At 47.5% G+C, this 19466-nt stretch carries 17 protein-coding genes; 11 read left to right on the forward strand and 6 right to left on the reverse strand.

Annotation, left to right across the window (positions count from 1 at the left end; translation table 11 throughout):
- Positions 1–35: 35 nt before the first annotated feature.
- The gene (gene serB / locus ACWA5Z_RS01100) at positions 36–989 is read right to left on the reverse strand and encodes a phosphoserine phosphatase (protein ID WP_431053500.1); all 954 of its coding nucleotides are present in this window, start codon (positions 987–989) and stop codon (positions 36–38) included.
- 144 nt (positions 990–1133) lie between these two features.
- Here serB and ACWA5Z_RS01105 point away from each other — a divergent pair, with 144 nt between their 5' ends.
- Complete coding sequence (locus tag ACWA5Z_RS01105; protein WP_449343125.1) at positions 1134–1778, forward strand: YtjB family periplasmic protein; 645 nt, start codon at positions 1134–1136, stop codon at positions 1776–1778.
- Positions 1779–1859: 81 nt separating this feature from the next.
- Here ACWA5Z_RS01105 and rpsT read toward each other — a convergent pair whose 3' ends face one another.
- Entirely contained in the window at positions 1860–2126 is a 267-nt protein-coding gene (gene rpsT / locus ACWA5Z_RS01110; RefSeq protein WP_431053502.1) for a 30S ribosomal protein S20, read from the reverse strand.
- A gap of 358 nt (positions 2127–2484) precedes the next feature.
- On the opposite strand from rpsT, the gene murJ reads away from it, so the two are divergent.
- The 8 genes from murJ (at position 2485) to ACWA5Z_RS01150 (ending at position 12088) form a co-directional block, all read left to right on the forward strand.
- Positions 2485–4053, forward strand: a complete 1569-nt coding sequence (murJ, locus tag ACWA5Z_RS01115) for a murein biosynthesis integral membrane protein MurJ (RefSeq protein WP_431053503.1) — start codon at positions 2485–2487, stop codon at positions 4051–4053.
- Positions 4054–4083: 30 nt separating this feature from the next.
- Positions 4084–5019 (forward strand): bifunctional riboflavin kinase/FAD synthetase, encoded by a 936-nt coding sequence (gene ribF / locus ACWA5Z_RS01120; RefSeq protein ID WP_431053504.1) that lies wholly within the window; start codon positions 4084–4086, stop codon positions 5017–5019.
- Positions 5020–5036: 17 nt separating this feature from the next.
- Positions 5037–5729 carry a tetratricopeptide repeat protein gene (locus ACWA5Z_RS01125; protein ID WP_431053505.1) on the forward strand — a complete coding sequence of 231 codons (693 nt, stop codon included), beginning with the start codon at positions 5037–5039 and terminating at the stop codon, positions 5727–5729.
- Positions 5730–5833: 104 nt separating this feature from the next.
- The gene (locus tag ACWA5Z_RS01130) at positions 5834–6958 is read left to right on the forward strand and encodes an SEL1-like repeat protein (protein ID WP_431053506.1); all 1125 of its coding nucleotides are present in this window, start codon (positions 5834–5836) and stop codon (positions 6956–6958) included.
- Between the two features lie 140 nt (positions 6959–7098).
- On the forward strand, positions 7099–9921 hold the full coding sequence (ileS, locus tag ACWA5Z_RS01135; protein ID WP_431053507.1) for an isoleucine--tRNA ligase: 2823 nt from the start codon (positions 7099–7101) through the stop codon (positions 9919–9921).
- Positions 9922–10155: 234 nt separating this feature from the next.
- Positions 10156–10656: a signal peptidase II gene (gene lspA / locus ACWA5Z_RS01140; protein ID WP_431053508.1), complete on the forward strand. Its 501-nt coding sequence runs from the start codon at positions 10156–10158 to the stop codon at positions 10654–10656.
- Entirely contained in the window at positions 10653–11597 is a 945-nt protein-coding gene (gene ispH, locus ACWA5Z_RS01145; RefSeq protein WP_431053509.1) for a 4-hydroxy-3-methylbut-2-enyl diphosphate reductase, read from the forward strand. The genes lspA and ispH overlap by 4 nt, the downstream gene beginning before the upstream one ends.
- 161 nt (positions 11598–11758) lie before the next feature.
- Positions 11759–12088 carry a ComEA family DNA-binding protein gene (locus tag ACWA5Z_RS01150; RefSeq protein ID WP_431053510.1) on the forward strand — a complete coding sequence of 110 codons (330 nt, stop codon included), beginning with the start codon at positions 11759–11761 and terminating at the stop codon, positions 12086–12088.
- A gap of 38 nt (positions 12089–12126) precedes the next feature.
- On the opposite strand, the gene ACWA5Z_RS01155 is transcribed toward ACWA5Z_RS01150, so the two are convergent.
- The 4 genes from ACWA5Z_RS01155 to mltF are packed head-to-tail and all read right to left on the reverse strand — an operon-like array spanning position 12127 to position 14556.
- Positions 12127–12720, reverse strand: a complete 594-nt coding sequence (locus ACWA5Z_RS01155; RefSeq protein ID WP_431053511.1) for a Fic/DOC family protein — start codon at positions 12718–12720, stop codon at positions 12127–12129.
- Complete coding sequence (locus tag ACWA5Z_RS01160; RefSeq protein WP_431053512.1) at positions 12701–12934, reverse strand: antitoxin VbhA family protein; 234 nt, start codon at positions 12932–12934, stop codon at positions 12701–12703. The genes ACWA5Z_RS01155 and ACWA5Z_RS01160 overlap by 20 nt, the downstream gene beginning before the upstream one ends.
- Before the next feature lie 2 nt (positions 12935–12936).
- On the reverse strand, positions 12937–13086 hold the full coding sequence (locus ACWA5Z_RS01165) for a hypothetical protein (protein ID WP_431053513.1): 150 nt from the start codon (positions 13084–13086) through the stop codon (positions 12937–12939).
- Positions 13087–13098: 12 nt separating this feature from the next.
- A complete protein-coding gene (gene mltF, locus ACWA5Z_RS01170; protein ID WP_431053514.1) occupies positions 13099–14556 on the reverse strand; it encodes a membrane-bound lytic murein transglycosylase MltF in 1458 nt (485 codons plus the stop codon).
- Between the two features lie 162 nt (positions 14557–14718).
- Here mltF and purL point away from each other — a divergent pair, with 162 nt between their 5' ends.
- Both purL and ACWA5Z_RS01180 read left to right on the forward strand, forming a co-directional pair.
- On the forward strand, positions 14719–18612 hold the full coding sequence (gene purL, locus ACWA5Z_RS01175) for a phosphoribosylformylglycinamidine synthase (protein ID WP_431053515.1): 3894 nt from the start codon (positions 14719–14721) through the stop codon (positions 18610–18612).
- Positions 18613–18761: 149 nt separating this feature from the next.
- Positions 18762–19448: a DUF3644 domain-containing protein gene (locus ACWA5Z_RS01180; RefSeq protein WP_431053516.1), complete on the forward strand. Its 687-nt coding sequence runs from the start codon at positions 18762–18764 to the stop codon at positions 19446–19448.
- Positions 19449–19466 lie beyond the last annotated feature (18 nt).

Here is a 19466-nt window from a genome sequence, read left to right on the forward strand (position 1 = left end):
CTCAAATTTATGCTCAAATTTATGGTTTTTAATATTTATAACGTTTGCAAACGTTGATTGGCGTCTAATAATAACAAAAGTGCGGTCAAATCGCCGTGATTAATCACCACTTGCGCCTGCCGCTGCACTTTCGGTTTGGCATGGAACGCAATGCCCAAACCGGCTTGCGCCAACATCGGCAGATCATTTGCGCCGTCGCCGATCGCAATGGTCTGTTGCTTGCTTAAACCAAATTGTTCACGCAAACGGTTAAGGGTTTGCGCTTTAACGTTTGCGTCCACCACCTGCCCGATCACTTGCCCGGTCAATATGCCGTCGATAATTTCCAGCTGATTGGACACCGCTGCGTCCAGCTTTAAGCGTTGTTTTAAATAATCGGCAAAATAGGTAAAGCCGCCTGAGGCAATTGCGATACGCCAACCGTGCCGTTGCAACACTTGCAACAACCGCTCCAAGCCCGGCATGAGCGGCAATGTAGACCGCACTTGCTGTAAAATCTGCTCCGGCGCGCCTTGCAATGTGCCGACCCGACGGCGCAAGCTCTGCTCGAAATCCAATTCGCCGCGCATTGCCTGTTCGGTGATTGCCGACACCAACTCGCCGCTGCCAGCCAGCTTGGCAATTTCATCAATACATTCGATTTGAATCGCGGTGGAATCCATATCCATTACCAATAAACCCGCCGTTTGCAACTGCACTTCGCCGTTTAACGGTGCGAGATCGCAGCCCAGTTGATTGGCGATATTGCGCCACTCTGATTGATAATCGCCTTTTAGGATCACCGCCAGCGTCTGCTCGCTCAGCCAAACATCGCACAGCAGTAACGGCTGTTGTATCTGCTCGGCAAAGGCGAACAGGCTGGTTTTGTCTAAGGTTTTTCCGTACAGCACAAACGGTCGAAGCGCACTTGCTGCGCCGGCTTCACCGTTCAAGGCGATCGGTAATTTTGTGCAAAAATCGGTTATCGTATTGAGATTGTGTTGCGGCATACTCGTTCCAAGTTGTTTTACTATGCTATACTCCGTTCTTATCAAACGGTATTAATAGCATAATTTCACGCATTTGAACATTTATAAGAGGCGGCATTGGTCTATTTAAACAAAGAAAAGGTCATCAAATCGGTACTATTGCTGATGATTATCTTGGCTTGCGGCGCGATTACCAGCGTGATTCTGTACGGCGTGAACCAATTTAAAGTCGGTTCGCAGCTCGCCAGTGTCAATCAAGTCTCCTATCTGTCGCACACCTTGGTGCGGCAACAGGCGAATCTGATGTCGGTGTTGTTGGCAAATAATGCGAAACCGGAAAGTCTGAGCGAAAGCTTGGATCAATTCCGCTTACAAGAATTCGTGCTCGATGCCACGGTTTATTCGGCACAAGGCGTGATTCTGGCGCAAAGCGGCAACAACGTTAATTTTCGCGATCGTATCGGCTTGGACAATCCCGACAATCAGGAAAACGGCAATACACAACAAATTGTTGAACCAATCCATTCCTCGACGCGCGGCTTACTCGGCTATCTGCGCGTGACGTTCGATACCCAATACGGGGGGCAAACCACGCAAGATAAAATCAACGCCCTATTCCATCACCTTTATGGCGAATTGATTATCATCTTCTTAGCCGGGGCGCTGTTCGCCAGTAGCATTCACTATTTCCTGCGTAAACGGCAGAAAATCCTGATTATCACCCAAGAAAACAAAAGTGCGGTCGGCGGACAAAGCAAGCCGGGTTCGGCACAGCGTTTCCATTCCAAACGGCGACGGTTTAAAGCTTAGTCGTGATTCTGAGGTGATAAAAAACCGCACTTCGATTCAAAGTGCGGTTTTTATTTAAAATCTGTTTAACGACAAATTAAATTAAGCGGCTAATTTTTTGATTTGCGCAACTAATTTAGATTTGTGGTTAGCAGCTTTGTTCGCGTGGATCAGGCCTTTAGAAGCCATTCTGTCCACCACTTTTTGCATTTCGACAAATGCGGTTTCGGCTGCGGATTTGTCACCGGTCGCTACGGCTGCGTAGGCTTTTTTGATGTAAGTACGCATCATAGAACGTTGACTTGCATTGTGCTGACGGCGTTTTTCAGATTGAATCGCACGTTTTTTCGCTGACTTGATATTAGCCAAGGTCAAACTCCCAAAAATTTCTGTAAAAAATGGACATAAAAATAAAGGCGTAGAATATGCCTGTTTTCTATGCGTTTGTCAATATGCGTTTGCCAAATAGTAATATGCACTTTGTTCGTTATCGCCGTGTATTGCCGCAACAAGACACGATTTAGGGTTGTAGCCACAGCGAAAACAGGGTTCGGACAAAAGAGCCGCTTTCGTCATCATTCCCGACTTCGCACGCTCTACCTAACACGTTATTTCACACATAGGGGGGCGATTTTAGCAGTTTTTTTGTGTGGAATATAGCTAAAAAACAAATTTTCTATACAATTAGCCACAACTATTCCCTTATCACAACATCAGAGATCCCGTTTTGAGTAAACCGTTATTGAAATCCGGCATCATCGTCAGCAGCATGACCCTGTTGTCGCGCGTGCTCGGCTTAATCCGCGACGTGGTGATCGCCAATTTGCTCGGTGCCGGCGCGGCTGCCGATATTTTCTTATTTGCCAACCGTATCCCCAATTTTTTGCGCCGTTTATTTGCCGAAGGTGCGTTTTCGCAAGCCTTTATTCCGGTGTTGGCGGAATACCGCAAAGAGGGTAATCTCAGCCAAACGCAAGAATTTGTCGCCAAAGTGAACGGCACGCTCGGCGGCTTGGTGGCGATTGTCACCGTCATTGCGATGGTCGGCTCGCCGGTGATTGCGGCGATTTTCGGCACAGGCTGGTTCATGGATTGGCTCAACGGCGGCGCGGACGGTTATAAATATGAACAAGCTTCATTGTTGTTAAAAATTACCTTTCCTTATTTATGGTTTATCACGCTGGTTGCGTTGTCGGGGGCGATTTTAAACACCCTCGGCAAATTCGGCGTGATGGCGTTTTCGCCGGTGTTGCTCAATATTGCGATGATTGCCACCGCACTTTTGCTTGCGCCGCGGATGGAAAGCCCGGATATGGCACTGGCAATCGGGATTTTCCTTGGCGGTCTGCTGCAATTTTTATTCCAAATTCCATTTTTAAAACAAGCCAACATGCTGGTGAAACCGAAATGGGCGTGGAACGATCCGGGCGTGAAGAAGATCCGCACTTTGATGATTCCTGCGCTGTTCGGGGTGTCGGTCAGCCAAATCAACCTACTGTTAGACACCTTTATCGCCAGTTTTCTGATGACCGGTTCGATCAGTTGGCTGTACTATTCCGACCGCCTGCTTGAATTTCCGCTTGGTTTGTTCGGCATTGCGATTTCGACGGTGATTTTACCAACGCTGGCACGCCACCATGTCAATAAAGATACCGATCAACTCGGCGTGAGCCAAGCCTTCCGTGATACCATGGATTGGGGCGTGCGTATGATTTTGCTGCTCGGCATTCCGGCGGCAATCGGGATTGCGATTTTGGCGCAGCCGATGTTAATGGTGCTGTTTATGCGCGGCAGTTTTTTATTGAGTGATGTGATCGCCGCTTCGTATTCGTTATGGGCGTTCACCAGCGCACTGCTGAGTTATATGTTGATCAAAATTCTCGCCAACGGCTACTACGCCCGGCAAGACACCAAAACGCCGGTGCGCTATGGCATTATCGCGATGGTGAGCAATATGGGCTTTAACCTGTTGGCGATTCCGTTCGGTTATGTCGGCTTGGCGATTGCCTCGGCAATGTCTTCCACCCTGAATGCATATCTGCTCTATCACGGGCTGGCAAAAGACGGTGTGTACCATTTCAGCAAAACCACCGTAATCTTTGCGCTGCGCCTTTTAGGGGCGGCACTCGGCATGGGCGCATTTATTTTCTATTACTCACCGACACTGAACGCATGGGCGTCAATGGGTTTATTTCAACGTATTCATTGGTTGGCTTGGTTGATCTTCGGCGCGGCGTTGGTTTATTTTATCTTATTGGCTCTGTTCGGCGTGCGCAAACAGCATTTCCGCCATTAATTTCGGGCTATCTTTTGATTGGAATATCGTATGCAATTAATCCGTGGGATTTATAATTTACCCTTACTGCCACAAGGCTGTGCGCTGACGATTGGCAATTTCGACGGCTGTCATTTGGGACATCAACAGATTCTCGCCCACTTGAAACAAAAAGCGCGGCAACTGGGCTTGCCGACGGTGGTGATGTTGTTCGAACCGCAACCGAACGAATTTTTTTCCGCCGAAAATGCCCCGGCACGCTTAATGCGTTTGCGTGATAAACTCATGTTTTTACAACAAGCCGCAATCGATTATGTGCTGTGCATTCGCTTTAACCGCACTTTTGCCAGTCTCTCCGCCGAACGTTTTATTCAAGATTATTTGGTCAATAAATTACAAGTCAAATTTCTCAGTATCGGCGATGATTTCCAATTCGGCGCACAACGGCAAGGCAATTTCCAAACCTTGCTACACGCAGGCAAACAATTCGGTTTCACGGTAGAAAACAACGATAGTTTTGCGCTGCACGCACAACGGATTAGCAGCACCTTAATCCGCAAAGCCCTTGCCGATGATGATCTCGCTTTGGCGGAAACAATGTTAGGCAAACCTTATAGCATTCGCGGACGAGTGGCGCACGGCAAAAAATTGGGACGCACCATCGGCTTCCCCACCGCCAATATCCACCTGCACCGCCAAGTCAATCCGATTCAAGGGGTGTACGCCGTCGAAATTATCGACAAGTACGGTCAGCAGCATTTCGGCGTTGCCAATATCGGCAACCGCCCCACCGTCGATGGCGGCACACGCCCGCTACTGGAAGTGCATATCTTCGATTTTCAACGCGCAATTTACGGCGAACCGCTCGAAGTCGTATTGCGGCATAAACTGCGCAACGAAATCAAATTCGCCGATTTTGAACAGTTGAAACAACAGATCGCCAATGATGTACAAACTGCGAAAGATTTTTTCAAATTGAACGTTTAATCTTGAATGGGGAATTTATGCTGAAATACTTTTATGCCGCACTTTTGACTTTATGCTTAAGTTTACCGTTAAGCGCGCAAACGGAATCGTTTGAACAATTGCAAGTCCGAGCAGAACAAGGCGATGTCGATGCACAATATAATTTAGGCGTGATATATAATACCGGTGAAGGCGTTGAACAAAATTACCAACAAGCCGCAATATGGTATCAAAAAGCAGCTGAACAAGGTCATGCTTATGCACAAAATAATTTAGGTTTTATGTATAACCATGGACAAGGGGTAACGCGAGATGATCACCAAGCTGTTGAATTGTATCAAAAAGCGGCGGAACAAGGCGATATTGTAGCACAATATAATTTAGGCGTTATCTATGAGCAATCGGAAATAATACAGGATTATCAAAAAGCCGTTAAATGGTATCAAGAAGCAGCGGAACAAGGTCATTCTTCAGCCCAATATAATTTGGGTATGATGTATGATGATGGGCGGGGAGTAAAACAAGATTACCGACAAGCCATACAGTGGTATCAAAAAGCAGCAGAACAAGGCAATCCTCAGGCACAAAATAATCTGGGTGTTCTCTATAGTAATGGGCAAGGGGTAAGACAAGATTTTATTAAAGCAAAACAATGGTATGCTAAAGCTTGTGGCAACAGTGAACAGAGCGGCTGTGATAATTACCGTACACTCCGTGAACAAGGTTATTAAAGATCAAAGTGCGGTCGGCGCCATCAAGTTGCCAACATCCGCAACCGTCCCACGATCAGACTGCGCATCTTCAAATTAAACGTTTAATCTAGGATGAGGAATTTATGCTGAAATATTTTTATACCGCACTTTTGGCTTTAGTATTAAGTTTACCGTTAGTCGCACAAGCGAAATCATTGGCACAGTTGCAAACCCGTGCAGCGCAAGGCGATGCGCAAGCTCAATTTGAGCTGGGCGATCACTATTTTCTGTCTGACAGCGGCACAGAGAGTGATCGGCAAGCGGTCATGTGGTTTAAAAAAGCTGCCGAGCAAAACTTCGCCGAGGCGCAATATGCGCTTGGGCAGCTATCACGTGACGGTATTGGTGTTCCACAAGATTATTCTCAGGCGCTGTATTGGTTGCAACAAGCGGCTGAGCAAAACCATGCCAAAGCACAATTTGACCTTGCCTACCTGTATCTGAAAGTTAAACAAGATTATGCACTCGCCGCACAGTGGCTGCAAAAAGCCGCCGAACAAAATCTGGCTGAAGCGCAATATGCGCTCGCCGTGTTATACCGCGAAGGCGAAGGCGTTAAACAGGACTACCCGCTCGCACGGCATTGGTTTCAAAAAGCGGCAGAACAAGGCGACGCCAAATCACAGTATAATCTCGCCTCGCTGTATAGCGATGTGCAAGCGATGCCCCCGAATTATCCGCAAGCGTTGTACTGGTATCACAAAGCCGCTGCGCAAGATTTCACCCTGGCACAATATAACCTCGGCGTGCTGTACCGTGACGGGAAGGCTGGAAATCCGGATTATCAGCAAGCGCGGCAATGGTTTCAAAAAGCCGCGGATAAGGAATTTACCTTGGCGCAATTTAATCTTGGTTTGCTGTACTATGACGGACAAGGGGTCGCACAAGATTATGCGCAAGCGCTACGTTGGTTTCAAAAAGCGGCAGATCAAGGCTACCCGGCGGCACAATATAATCTCGGATTGATGTACCGCGCCGGACAAGGCGTGAAAGCCGATTATGCACAAGCCGTGCACTGGCTGCAAAAAGCCGCCGAGCAAAATAGTCCGCCGGCACAAAACAGTCTGGGCGTGATGTATAGCGAGGGGCTCGGCGTGACCCAGGATTTCAAACAAGCCGAAATCTGGTACCGTAAAGCCTGCGATAACCAAAACCAACCCGGCTGTAATAATTATCGTACACTCATGCAGATGATGAAGAAAGAGTGAGTTCAAGTGCGGTTGCAAAACCGCACTTTTGTTTTCCAGCCCTGCTTTTTTTCTATAACGACTTATCCAAAAACTATCGAAAACCCACCGCACTTTGCGTATAATGTGGCGATTATTTGCTTAAAAACATGGAATACACAATGTCTGAAACTACAGTTGATTACAAAAACACCCTCAATCTGCCGGAAACCGGGTTTCCGATGCGTGGGGATTTGGCAAAGCGTGAGCCGAAAATGTTGGAAAATTGGTATCAGCAAGCGCTGTATCAAAAAATCCGCCAAGCGGCGAAAGGCAAAAAAAGTTTTATCCTGCACGACGGCCCTCCCTATGCCAACGGCACGCTGCACATCGGACATGCGGTGAATAAAATTCTGAAAGACATCATCATAAAATCCAAAACCGCACTTGGCTATGATTCGCCGTATATCCCGGGTTGGGATTGCCACGGCTTGCCGATTGAACTGAAAGTCGAGGGCTTGGTCGGGAAACCGAATCAAAAAATTAGCGCGGCGCAATTCCGTGAAGAGTGCCGCAAATATGCCGCGTCGCAAGTGGAAGGACAAAAAGCCGACTTTATCCGTTTCGGGGTTTTAGGCGATTGGGATAATCCTTACTTAACCATGAATTTCGACACCGAAGCCAATATTATCCGCACCTTAGGCAAGGTGATTAAAAACGGCCATCTGTACAAAGGCTATAAACCGGTGCATTGGTGTTTGGATTGCGCCTCCTCATTGGCGGAAGCGGAAGTGGAATATGAAGAACACAAATCGCCGTCAATCTATGTGCGTTTTGCCGCGGAAGATCAAAGTGCGGTCGCAGCGAAATTTAACGCCGGCGGTAACGGCACGATTTCCGCGGTGATTTGGACCACCACGCCGTGGACGTTGCCGTCAAACAAAGCGATCTCGATCAATCCTGAACTGACTTATCAACTCGTGCAAGTGAACGGTGAAACAACTGAACGCTTAATCTTGGTTAAGGAGTTGGTTGAAAGCGTCGCCAAAGAATTAGGCATGAGCGATTATGCGGTTGTCGGCGAGGCAAAAGGCGCGGAGTTGGAATTGCTGCGCTTTAACCACCCGTTCTATGCCTACAGCGTGCCGTTGATTTTGGGCGATCACGTTACCACCGAAGCTGGTACCGGCTTGGTACACACCGCGCCGGATCACGGTTTGGACGACTACAATGTGGCGCAAAAATACGGCATTCAAATGGTGAATTTAGTCAATGACGACGGTTCGTTCAACGACAAAGCCGAATTTTTTGCCGGGTTAAATGTGTTTAAAGCCAACCCGGTGGTGATTGAAAAATTGCAAGAAACCGGCGCGTTGCTGAAAATGCAAAAAATTGCGCACAGCTATCCGCATTGCTGGCGACACAAAACCCCGATTATTTTCCGTGCCACGCCGCAATGGTTTATCGGCATGGAAACCCAAGGTTTGCGCCAAGCGGCACTCAACGAAATCAAAGGCGTGCAATGGATTCCCGACTGGGGGCAAGCGCGGATCGAAACCATGGTGGCAAACCGCCCTGACTGGTGTATTTCCCGTCAGCGCACCTGGGGCGTGCCGATGGCGTTGTTTATCCATAAACAAACCGAGGAACTGCACCCGCGTTCGCTGGAATTGTTGGAAGAAGTCGCAAAACGCGTGGAAAAGCGCGGTATTCAAGCGTGGTGGGATCTGGATCCGAAAGAATTGTTGGGCGACGAAGCCGATCAATACAGCCGTGTGCCCGATACCTTAGACGTGTGGTTCGATTCCGGCGCAACTTATGCCACGGTGGTTGCGGCACGTCCTGAATTCAACGGGCAGCCGGCGGATATGTATTTGGAAGGTTCGGATCAACATCGCGGTTGGTTTATGTCCTCGTTAATGCTCTCCACCGCCACCGATAATAAAGCGCCGTATCGCCAAGTGCTGACCCACGGTTTCACCGTTGACGCGCAAGGGCGCAAAATGTCGAAATCGATCGGCAATATCATTGAGCCGCAAAAAGTGATGAACACCTACGGTGCGGATATTCTGCGTTTATGGGTTGCCTCGACCGATTACACCGGCGAAATTGCGGTGTCGGACGACCACTTTAAGCGCACCGCCGATATGTATCGCCGTATCCGTAACACCATGCGGTTCTTGTTGGCAAACCTGAACGGTTTTGATCCGAAGACTGACATGGTGCAAGCGGACGAGATGATCTCATTGGATCGCTGGGCGGTGGATTGCGCATTGCAAGCGCAACAAGAGATTGCGGAAAGCTACGACAGCTATCAATTCCATTTGGTCGTGCAACGCTTAATGCGCTTCTTCTCAATCGAGATGGGCTCGTTCTATTTGGATATTATCAAAGATCGCCAATACACCACCAAAGCCGACAGCCTCGCGCGCCGTAGCTGCCAAACCGCACTTTACCATATCGCCGAAGCGGCGGTGCGCTGGATTGCGCCGATTCTGTCGTTTACCGCCGATGAAGTCTGGTCATATCTGCCGGGCGAGCGTGGCGAATTTGTGTTTACCGAAGAGTTTTACGACGGCTTATTCGCTTTGGATACACAAGCGCAAATGAACGACGCTTACTGGCAGCAAATTGTTAAAGTGCGGTCGGAAGTCAACCGTGTACTAGAATTGGCGCGTAATGACAAGGTGATCGGTTCGGCATTGGAGGCGGAAGTGACCGTTTATGCCGATGAACAATTACAACCGTTGCTGCAACAGTTGGGCGACGAATTGCGTTTTGTATTGATTACCTCGAAAGCCGAAGTAAAACCGTTGGCGCAAGCCGATGTCGAAGTGGGTGAATTGAACGGTTTGGCGGTGAAAGTGATCCGCTCACCACAGGAAAAATGCCCGCGCTGCTGGCACTACTCCGACACCATCGGCTTGAATCCGGCACATCCGCATTTGTGCGGTCGCTGTGTGGAAAACGTTGCCGGCGAAGGCGAAGTGCGCAAGTTTGCGTAACGTAAACGTAAAGTACATCAGATTGATTTATAAGACAAAGTAGGGGCGGATTAACTATCCGCCCGTTTACGAAGTGCGGTATAAGCATTTAATCTGCAATGGAAAAATATAAAATTTGGTTCGGGCGGATAGTTAATCCGCCCCTCTATAGCGTATTTCGATAAACATGATAACCCAAGACGCTTGTTCGCTTTATGCAGCAAAAGCGTCTTTGCCATTTTAGAGGTGTCATCAATGAAAAAGAAAAGCGGATTGCCGTTTTTATGGATAAGTGCGGTTGCCTTTATTCTCGATCTACTGAGCAAATGGATCGTGGTAAAAAACTTCCAACTGTATGAAAGTATCAACATTTTGCCGGTCTTCAACCTGACCTATGTGCGCAACTACGGTGCGGCATTCAGTTTTTTAGCCGATCACGGCGGTTGGCAGAAATACTTTTTTATTGCGCTGGCGTTGGGCATTTCGGCACTGTTAATTTACTGGTTGGCACGTAGCGATTTCAATAAAAAACTGGCAAATAGCGGTTATGCCCTGATTATCGGCGGCGCCTTGGCAAATATGGTTGACCGCACTTACCACGGTTTCGTGGTCGATTTCTTGGATTTTTATTGGGATATTTATCATTACCCGATTTTCAATTTCGCCGATATTGCGATTACACTGGGCGCCGGTTTGTTGATTTTGGATTATTTCGTCAATCCTGAGAAACCGAAAGACAAAGAGGATGTAAAATGAAGATTATTTTAGCCAATCCGCGCGGTTTCTGTGCCGGCGTCGATCGCGCCATCAGTATTGTCGAACTGGCGTTGGAAATTCACGGCGCACCGATTTATGTGCGGCATGAAGTGGTGCATAACCGCTTTGTGGTCAACGGATTGCGTGAGCGTGGCGCAGTATTCGTGGAAGAGCTGGACGAAGTGCCGAACGGTGCAATCGTGATTTTCTCCGCACACGGTGTCTCGCAACAAGTGCGGCAAGAGGCGAAAGAACGTGGGTTGAAAGTATTCGACGCCACTTGCCCGCTGGTGACCAAAGTGCATATGCAGGTGGCGCGCGCCAGCCGCAAAGGCACCAAAGCGATTTTGATCGGACACCAGGGACACCCTGAAGTCGAAGGCACAATGGGACAATATGACAATCAAGACGGCGGCATTTATTTGGTGGAATCAGTGGAGGATATTGCCAATCTGCCGCTGAATCAAACTGACGATTTAACTTTTATGACCCAAACCACCCTTTCGATTAACGATACCAGTTCGATTATCGACAATTTGAAACGGAAATACCCGTCGATTCAAGGTCCGCGCAAAAATGACATTTGCTATGCCACCACCAATCGCCAGAATGCGGTGGCCGAATTGGCGCAACAATCGGATTTAGTGCTGGTGGTCGGTTCGAAAAACTCGTCCAATTCCAATCGCTTAGCCGAATTGGCTTCACGTATGGGCGTGCCGGCAAAACTGATTGACGATGCCGATGATATTGATCCAAATTGGTTAAAAAACATCAACGTGATTGGCATTACCGCCGGCGCTTCCGCACCGGAGGTGTTGGTGCAATCAGTGGTCAGCCGCCTGCGTGAGTTGGGCGTTGACAGCGTGGAGGATTTACAAGGCTGCGAAGAAAATACGGTGTTTGAAGTGCCGCGCGAGCTGCGCATTAAAGAAGTGCAATAAGCAAGAACTTGACCGCACTTTTGGTTAATTTTGCGATCCGGATTCAGAAAGTTTTCCGCCGAACTCGGCATAAGCATGAAATAAAGGCAAAGTAACGCTGTCGTCCGATATGAACGACGGCGTTTTTTATTGATTAACCTTTTCTTTATAATGGAAATTTTATGTTGAGTTTAAAATCAAATCTTAAAAAATTATCACTGTTGGCATTATTGGGCACGATGATCAGCGCCCCATCTTTCGCCGATAAAACCAAAGCCGCTGCCCCAAGTGCGGTAACAACTGTTGAAACCGTTGCGGCAAAAATCAATTTGAACAGCGCCACCGCGCAAGAGTTAGAAAAAGGCTTGTTAGGCATCGGCGCCAAAAAAGCGGAAGCGATTGTCGAATATCGGGAGAAAAACGGCAATTTTATCAGTATTGATCAACTGAGCGATGTCTCCGGCATCGGCAAAGCCACGTTAGAGAAAAACCGCCATTTATTGACATTGTAAATAAAAAATCCTCTGATTTGGAACAAGTCAGAGGATTTCTATTCAACAGAAAGTAAACTTAACCGTTCCGCAATCATTTGTTCCAACGGCGAGTAATTTAATCGGTGGGCTTGCTTAGAGGCTTCAATCATTTGCTCTTGTGTTATACCGTTAAAATGTAAATCATAGCCTGCATTTTTAGCGAGTTGCGCAATAAAAATCCGTTGTACTCGACCACTTCCTTCTCGAAATGGATGCATAGCATTAATTTCACCTAAATAATAGGCTAATCGCGCCGCCATGTTTTCTGCCGCTGTTATCGTTAAATATTTTTCCTGTTTCAGTTGCTGAAATAATTTTTTAGCTTCAGGCACAATTCGGTATCCTATTATAAAATCCTGACCGCCTTTTTGTAGGTAGCCGTCACGAATTTCACCTGCCCATGGGTAAATATCTTGAAATAAATGTTTATGAATTGCTTGTAAATGCGCTAAATCAAATTGCCCTTTAATTGGGCTTTCCGCTAGAGAGGCGGTATTAATATAGCTGATCGCCTTTTCTTTAATATCGAGTTCGACTTGATCTTGTATATTAAATCGGTTTCTCAGCACGCCATTTGCATAAATATAGGGATCAGATCCCGTGTACTTCATACATTTTTTCCTTAAATGCATTAAAGGTAATGTGTCCGTTAATCCATTCATTCGATAGTTTCAGCATTTCAGCAGTGGTTTCAATTCCCTCAAGTCGATTATTATCAATCGCAAATTGAATGGCTTTTTGGCGCGAAGTTTTATCCGCCTCAGAAATCGGATTATCCAACATATTCTTTCCTTCTGAATTCAACGTATTGCAATCATTCGGCATGTTTACTCCTGCTCCACCAAAAACTGAAACCAATGCCGTTCTTCGATTCGCGCTTTGATATGTTTACGGCGACGCAAACGCAATAAGCGGCGGTGGTTGTTTTGCAGTGAAAGGGATCGTTTCGGTTTAAAAAATACCCGTGCTCTTCTCATATTATTCTCCTTTTAACTTAGCGGAATCCCATAGTCGTTTTCTTGTGTGTTATTACTGGTATCTGCCGGGGTCAGTTTGCGATCAATCGCTTTTTCAATCTCTTTCAGGCGGTAATGCTTGCTAATGCTGCTCATATAACGGCGGATATTTTCTACATAAGCATAGGCTTCATAACCGCGCGCATAACCGTATTTCAATTTGGAATAGTAACGCTTTTCCGCCAACAGCGGCAGGTTGTTTTTCACATCCAGCCAGTTATCCGGATCGCCGCCCAATTCTTTGGTGAGACGGCGCACGTCCAGCAAATGCCCCAAGCCCATATTATACGCCGCCAGCGCATACCAAATTTTATCTTCCTGCCGCACGGTGTTGGGGATTTGGCGCATTAACATATGCAAATACTCCGCCCCGCCGCGAATGCTTTGTTCGGCATTGGTGCGATCTTTCACATTCATCCGTTCGGCGGTGTCTTTGGTCAACATCATAATCCCACGCACGCCGGTCGGCGAAGTGGCGGTTTCGTTCCAATGGGATTCCTGATAAGCGATTGCCGCCAGCGTGTGCCACTCCAACTCACCGCTATAACGTTTGAAATAATCAATATATTTCGGCAACACATTTTCGATCGCGTTCAAATAAGTGCGCGCATCAACGTAGTCAAAATTACGCATATGGTTGAAATATTTTTCTTCTAGGCGTGCCACTAAGCCGTTCTCAAGTGCGGTATGCATGAATTCCAATGACGCCGCTTGCAATTCGTTATAGGTATTTTTGGAAAAATACCAATGCACACTCGACTCTTCACTGACATCAAACGCCACTTTTAATTGCGGTTTAATCTGCTGTGCCGAGGCGATATCAATCGAAGCGGCGATGGCATAATCCTGTTTGCCTTCCGCCACCATTAACAAAATTTCTTCTTGGGTCAGATTTTCATTCACTTGCCAATTTAGGTTTGAAAACTGCGCTTTATTTTGCTGTAACAAGGTGATCAATTCTTGATTAAACGGAATCAAAATCGAGGTGGCGACTTCGGCAAAATTTTTCGGACGCGCCTCACCCATGCGATACACCAATTGCCAAGAGGCGGAGGTATAACCCGGACCGGTTTGAAAATCGTCATTTTTTTCATTTTGATAACGCAAACCCGCCGCCGCCATATCAATCTGACCGCGCTTTAACGCCTCGAACAATTGGCTGCTGTTATCCAAGCTGACAACCTTCAACCGCACGCCCAGATAGTCGGCAAACGCCGCGCTCAATTCATATTCCAAGCCTTGTGCTTGGTCATTGCCGATAAAATAATAGACCGGATTATTCACCGTACCGACCACCAGCTCGCCTTTTTCCAACACCGTCACATAGTGATTTTTCTCCGACGACATGATTTTTTGCCACGGGAAAACCATGTCGATTGCCCACAGCAATAAACCGATTGCAAAAATCGTGCGTAGTATTAAGCCTTTCAAATAACCGTTCCGTTTTATCGCCAATGCCGCCGTCTAAGATAACGCATTTTAACTGTTCTTGTGCAGAAAACCAAATCTGTTCCGTTCGCACATGCTTTCCTGTACAATATAGGCGATTTTTTAACTCCCTCTTTCACCTACGGTAAAATACGGTAAATGACGATGATGCAAATTTTCCGCGGCTCTCCCGCTCTCTCTGATTTTCGCTTAAACCAATTAATGACCCGATTCCGCCAAGCCGAGCTGCCTGTCAGCGATTGCTATGCCGAATATCTGCACTTTGCCGATTTGACACAGGCACTAACGCCAACGGAAACCGAGCAGTTAGAACAGTTGCTGCATTATGGTCCGACATTGGCGGAGCATGAACCGAGCGGCAGTTGTTTTATCGTGATCCCGCGAATCGGCACAATCTCCTCTTGGTCTTCCAAAGCCAGCGATATTGCGCATAATTCCGGCTTAGAGAAAGTCAAACGCCTCGAACGCGGTCTCGCATATTATCTTCAAACCACCTCCCCCCTCACCGCACAACAAACCCAAACCCTGACCGCACTTTTACATGACCGTATGCTGGAAACGGTGATCGAAACTCCACAAGATGCCCAAGCCCTGTTCAGCCACGCCGAACCGAAAGCGTTCACCACCGTTGATATTCTGCAACACGGCAGAACCGCACTTGAACAAGCCAATCTCAATTTAGGTTTGGCATTGGCGGAAGATGAAATCGACTATTTATTCGAACAGTTCACCCAACTGAAACGCAATCCGGTCGATATCGAACTGTATATGTTTGCCCAAGCGAATTCCGAACATTGCCGGCATAAAATTTTTAATGCCGATTGGGTGATCGACGGCGAGAAACAGCCGAAATCACTGTTTAAGATGATTAAAAATACCTTTGAGCAAACCCCTGATTTTGTGCTGTCGGCGTATAAAGACAATGCGGCGGTGATGGAAGGCTCGAAAGTCGGGCGTTTTTTTGCCGACAGCGACGGAAAATATCGCTATCATCAAGAAGACGCGCACATTTTAATGAAAGTGGAAACCCACAACCACCCGACTGCGATTTCCCCGTTCCCGGGCGCGGCGACCGGTTCAGGCGGTGAAATCCGCGATGAAGGCGCGACCGGACGCGGTGCAAAACCCAAAGCCGGTTTGGTCGGTTTCTCGGTGTCCAACTTACTTGTACCGCACTTTGAACAGCCGTGGGAAAATCCGTTAAGCAAACCGAACCGTATCGCGTCGGCATTGGATATTATGTTGGAGGCCCCGCTCGGCGGCGCGGCGTTTAACAATGAATTCGGTCGCCCTGCGCTGTTGGGCTATTTCCGCACTTATGAAGAAAAAGTGAACAGTTTTAACGGGGTGGAAGTGCGCGGTTATCACAAACCGATTATGCTTGCCGGCGGAATCGGCAATATCCGTGGCGAACACGTTGCCAAAGGCGAAATTCCGGTCGGCGCAAAATTGATTGTACTCGGCGGCCCGGCGATGAATATCGGCTTGGGCGGCGGTGCAGCTTCCTCGATGACTTCAGGCAAATCGAAAGAAGATTTGGATTTTGCTTCGGTGCAACGCGACAATCCGGAGATGGAACGCCGTTGTCAAGAAGTGATCGACCGCTGCTGGCAGCTGGGCGACGACAACCCGATTCTGTTTATCCACGATGTCGGCGCAGGCGGTCTCTCCAATGCGATGCCGGAATTGGTCAATGACGGCGGACGCGGCGGCAACTTTGAGTTGCGCAAAATCCTGAGTGACGAACCGGGCATGAGCCCGTTGGAAATTTGGTGTAACGAATCGCAAGAACGCTATGTGTTGGCAGTGGCAGCGGATCAATTGCCGCTGTTCGAACAACTGTGCCAACGCGAACGCGCGCCTTATGCGGTGATCGGCGAAGCGGTGGCTGAACCGCACTTGACCCTCAGCGACAGCCATTTCAACAATAAACCGATTGATATGCCGTTAAATGTGCTGCTCGGCAAACCACCGAAAATGATCCGCGAGGTGCAAAGTGCGGTCGTCAAAAATCCTGCGCTAGACACGCAAGCAATTAATCTCAGTGAAGCACTGCACCGCGTGTTACGCCTGCCGGTAGTCGCGGAAAAAACCTTCTTAATCACCATCGGCGACCGCTCTGTCACCGGCATGGTGGCGCGCGATCAGATGGTCGGACCGTGGCAAATCCCGGTTGCCGACTGCGCCGTGACCACCGCCAGCCTTGACAGCTACTACGGCGAAGCGATGTCCATCGGCGAACGGGCGCCGATTGCGTTATTGAACTTCGCTGCGTCGGCACGCATGGCGGTTGCCGAATCGATCACCAATATCGCCGCCACTCAGATTGGCGATATTAAACGGATTAAACTCTCCGCCAACTGGATGTCTGCCGCCGGACACAAAGGCGAAGACGCCGGTTTATATGCGGCGGTGAAAGCGGTCGGCGAAGAACTCTGTCCGGCATTGGGCTTAACCATTCCGGTCGGTAAAGATTCAATGTCGATGAAAACCACTTGGCAGGAAAACGGCGAAAACAAACAAGTCACTGCGCCATTATCCTTAGTGATCAGTGCTTTTGCACGGGTGGAAGATGTGCGCAAAACCGTTACGCCGCAATTAAGAACCGACAAAGGCGACAGCCGTCTCTTGCTGATCGACTTGGGCGAAGGCAACAACCGCTTGGGCGCAACCGCACTGGCGCAGGTGTATAAACAACTGGGCGACAACGCCGCCGATGTGGTTGATTCAGCCAAACTGAAAGGCTTCTATGGCGCCATCCAACAACTGGTTGCCGACGATAAATTACTGGCTTACCACGACCGTTCCGACGGCGGTTTGATTGTAACGCTTGCCGAAATGGCATTTGCCGGTCATTGCGGGGTTGATGTGAATATCGCCGCCCTCGGCAACGACAACTTAAACGTGCTGTTTAACGAAGAGTTGGGCGCAGTGATTCAAGTTCGCACCGCCGATTTAGACAGCGTAAACCGCACTTTGGCACAACACGGGTTAAGTGCGGTCAGCCATGATCTCGGCACGGTCACCGTCGGCGATGAATTTATTATCCGCCGTGACGCTGAAGTCGTCTTACAGCAATCGCGCAATGAACTGCGTGGTATCTGGGCGGAACTGACCCACCAAATGCAACGCCTGCGCGACAACCCGACTTGCGCCGATCAAGAATTCTCCACCAAGAAAGATCCGAACAATAAAGGCTTGTCGGCACAATTAAGCTACAATCCAAGCGAAGACATCGCTGCGCCCTATATCGCCACCGGCATAAAACCACGCATTGCGGTGTTGCGCGAACAAGGAGTAAACAGCCATGTTGAAATGGCAGCGGCGTTTGACCGTGCCGGATTTGATTCGATTGACGTCCATATGAGCGACCTGATGAGCGGACGTATCAGCCTCGATTCATTCAACGCTTTGGTCGCTTGCGGCGGCTTCTCTTACGGCGATGTACTAGGCGCAGGCGGCGGTTGGGCGAAATCCATTCTGTTCAATACCGCACTTCGCGATCAATTCGCCGCCTTCTTCCAACGTGAAAACACCTTGAGCTTGGGCGTATGTAACGGCTGCCAAATGCTCTCCAACCTTGCCGAAATCATTCCCGGCACGGAAGCATGGCCGCGCTTTGTACGCAACACCTCCGAACGTTTTGAAGCGCGCGCGGCGTTGGTACGTATCAACGACAGCAATTCGTTGTGGTTCAACGGCATGGCAGGCTCACATATGCCAATCGCCGTTTCCCACGGCGAAGGTCGGGTTGAATTCAAAAATGATCAGCAATTGGCACAGTTGCGTGAGCAAAACCTCATCATCGCGCAATATATCGACAATAACCTGCAACCAACCGAAACCTACCCGGCCAACCCGAACGGCTCAGTGGACGGCATTACCGCACTTAGCAACCGCAACGGACGCGTCGCCATTATGATGCCACACCCGGAACGCGTATTTAGAGCAGTCAGCAACTCTTGGTATCCGGAAGACTGGTCTGAAGATGGGGCTTGGATGCGGTTGTTTAGGAATGCGAGGGTTGTGTTGAAATAGATATTAATAAAAGGATGAGTTTTGGCTCGTCCTTTTTTATATTTAAATAATGGAAGATTAAATTATGAATAATAGATATGCTAATATAGATTTAGCTTATGATTTCTTATTAGATAAAAAAATCAGAAAGTGAATTCACTTTAAATGAATTGTCCTTATATTCAGGGTTAAAAACGAGTACATGCAAAACTTATCTTAGCAAAAAATGGTACAATTACATAGAAAAATCAAGTAGAAACTATCTATCTCATAACCTTAAATTAATTAGTAAAGAACAATTTAGAAAAATAACTTCTCAAAAAAATGCGATCAATATATACGATCTAGAATATGGAAATCTTTTAGGAAAAGCAAGGGAATTTTCGTTACTAGCTGTATCTACTTATAATAACCCATATACACAATTTAAGACTCATGGATTTATAGTAAATATAATTATTGCTTATACTTCGTTATTTCATGCTATTTTTGAAAAGACTGGAATCAATTATTTTTACAAAGATAATAAAGGCAATCTTAAGATAATAGATGGACAAGAAAAAGCGTGGAAATTAAATAAATGTTTAAAAGAATATTGGCAAGATAGATGCAAAGCAGAAAAAGCCAACTTAGAATTTTTAATTTTATTAAGAAATAAAATTGAACATAGAGGACTTCCTACTCTAGATATTATTGTCAGTGGAGAGTGCCAAGCAGCACTAAATAATTTTGAAACATTATTAGTAAACGAGTTTGGCGAAGAATATGCACTAAAAACAAATCTAGCGATTGCAATGCAATTAAGTAATGTTTCCGAGCAATCACAAATTAATGCAATGAAAGAATTTCAAACCTAGACTTATAAATCTATAAGA

Source organism: Testudinibacter sp. P80/BLE/0925, assembly GCF_053570785.1.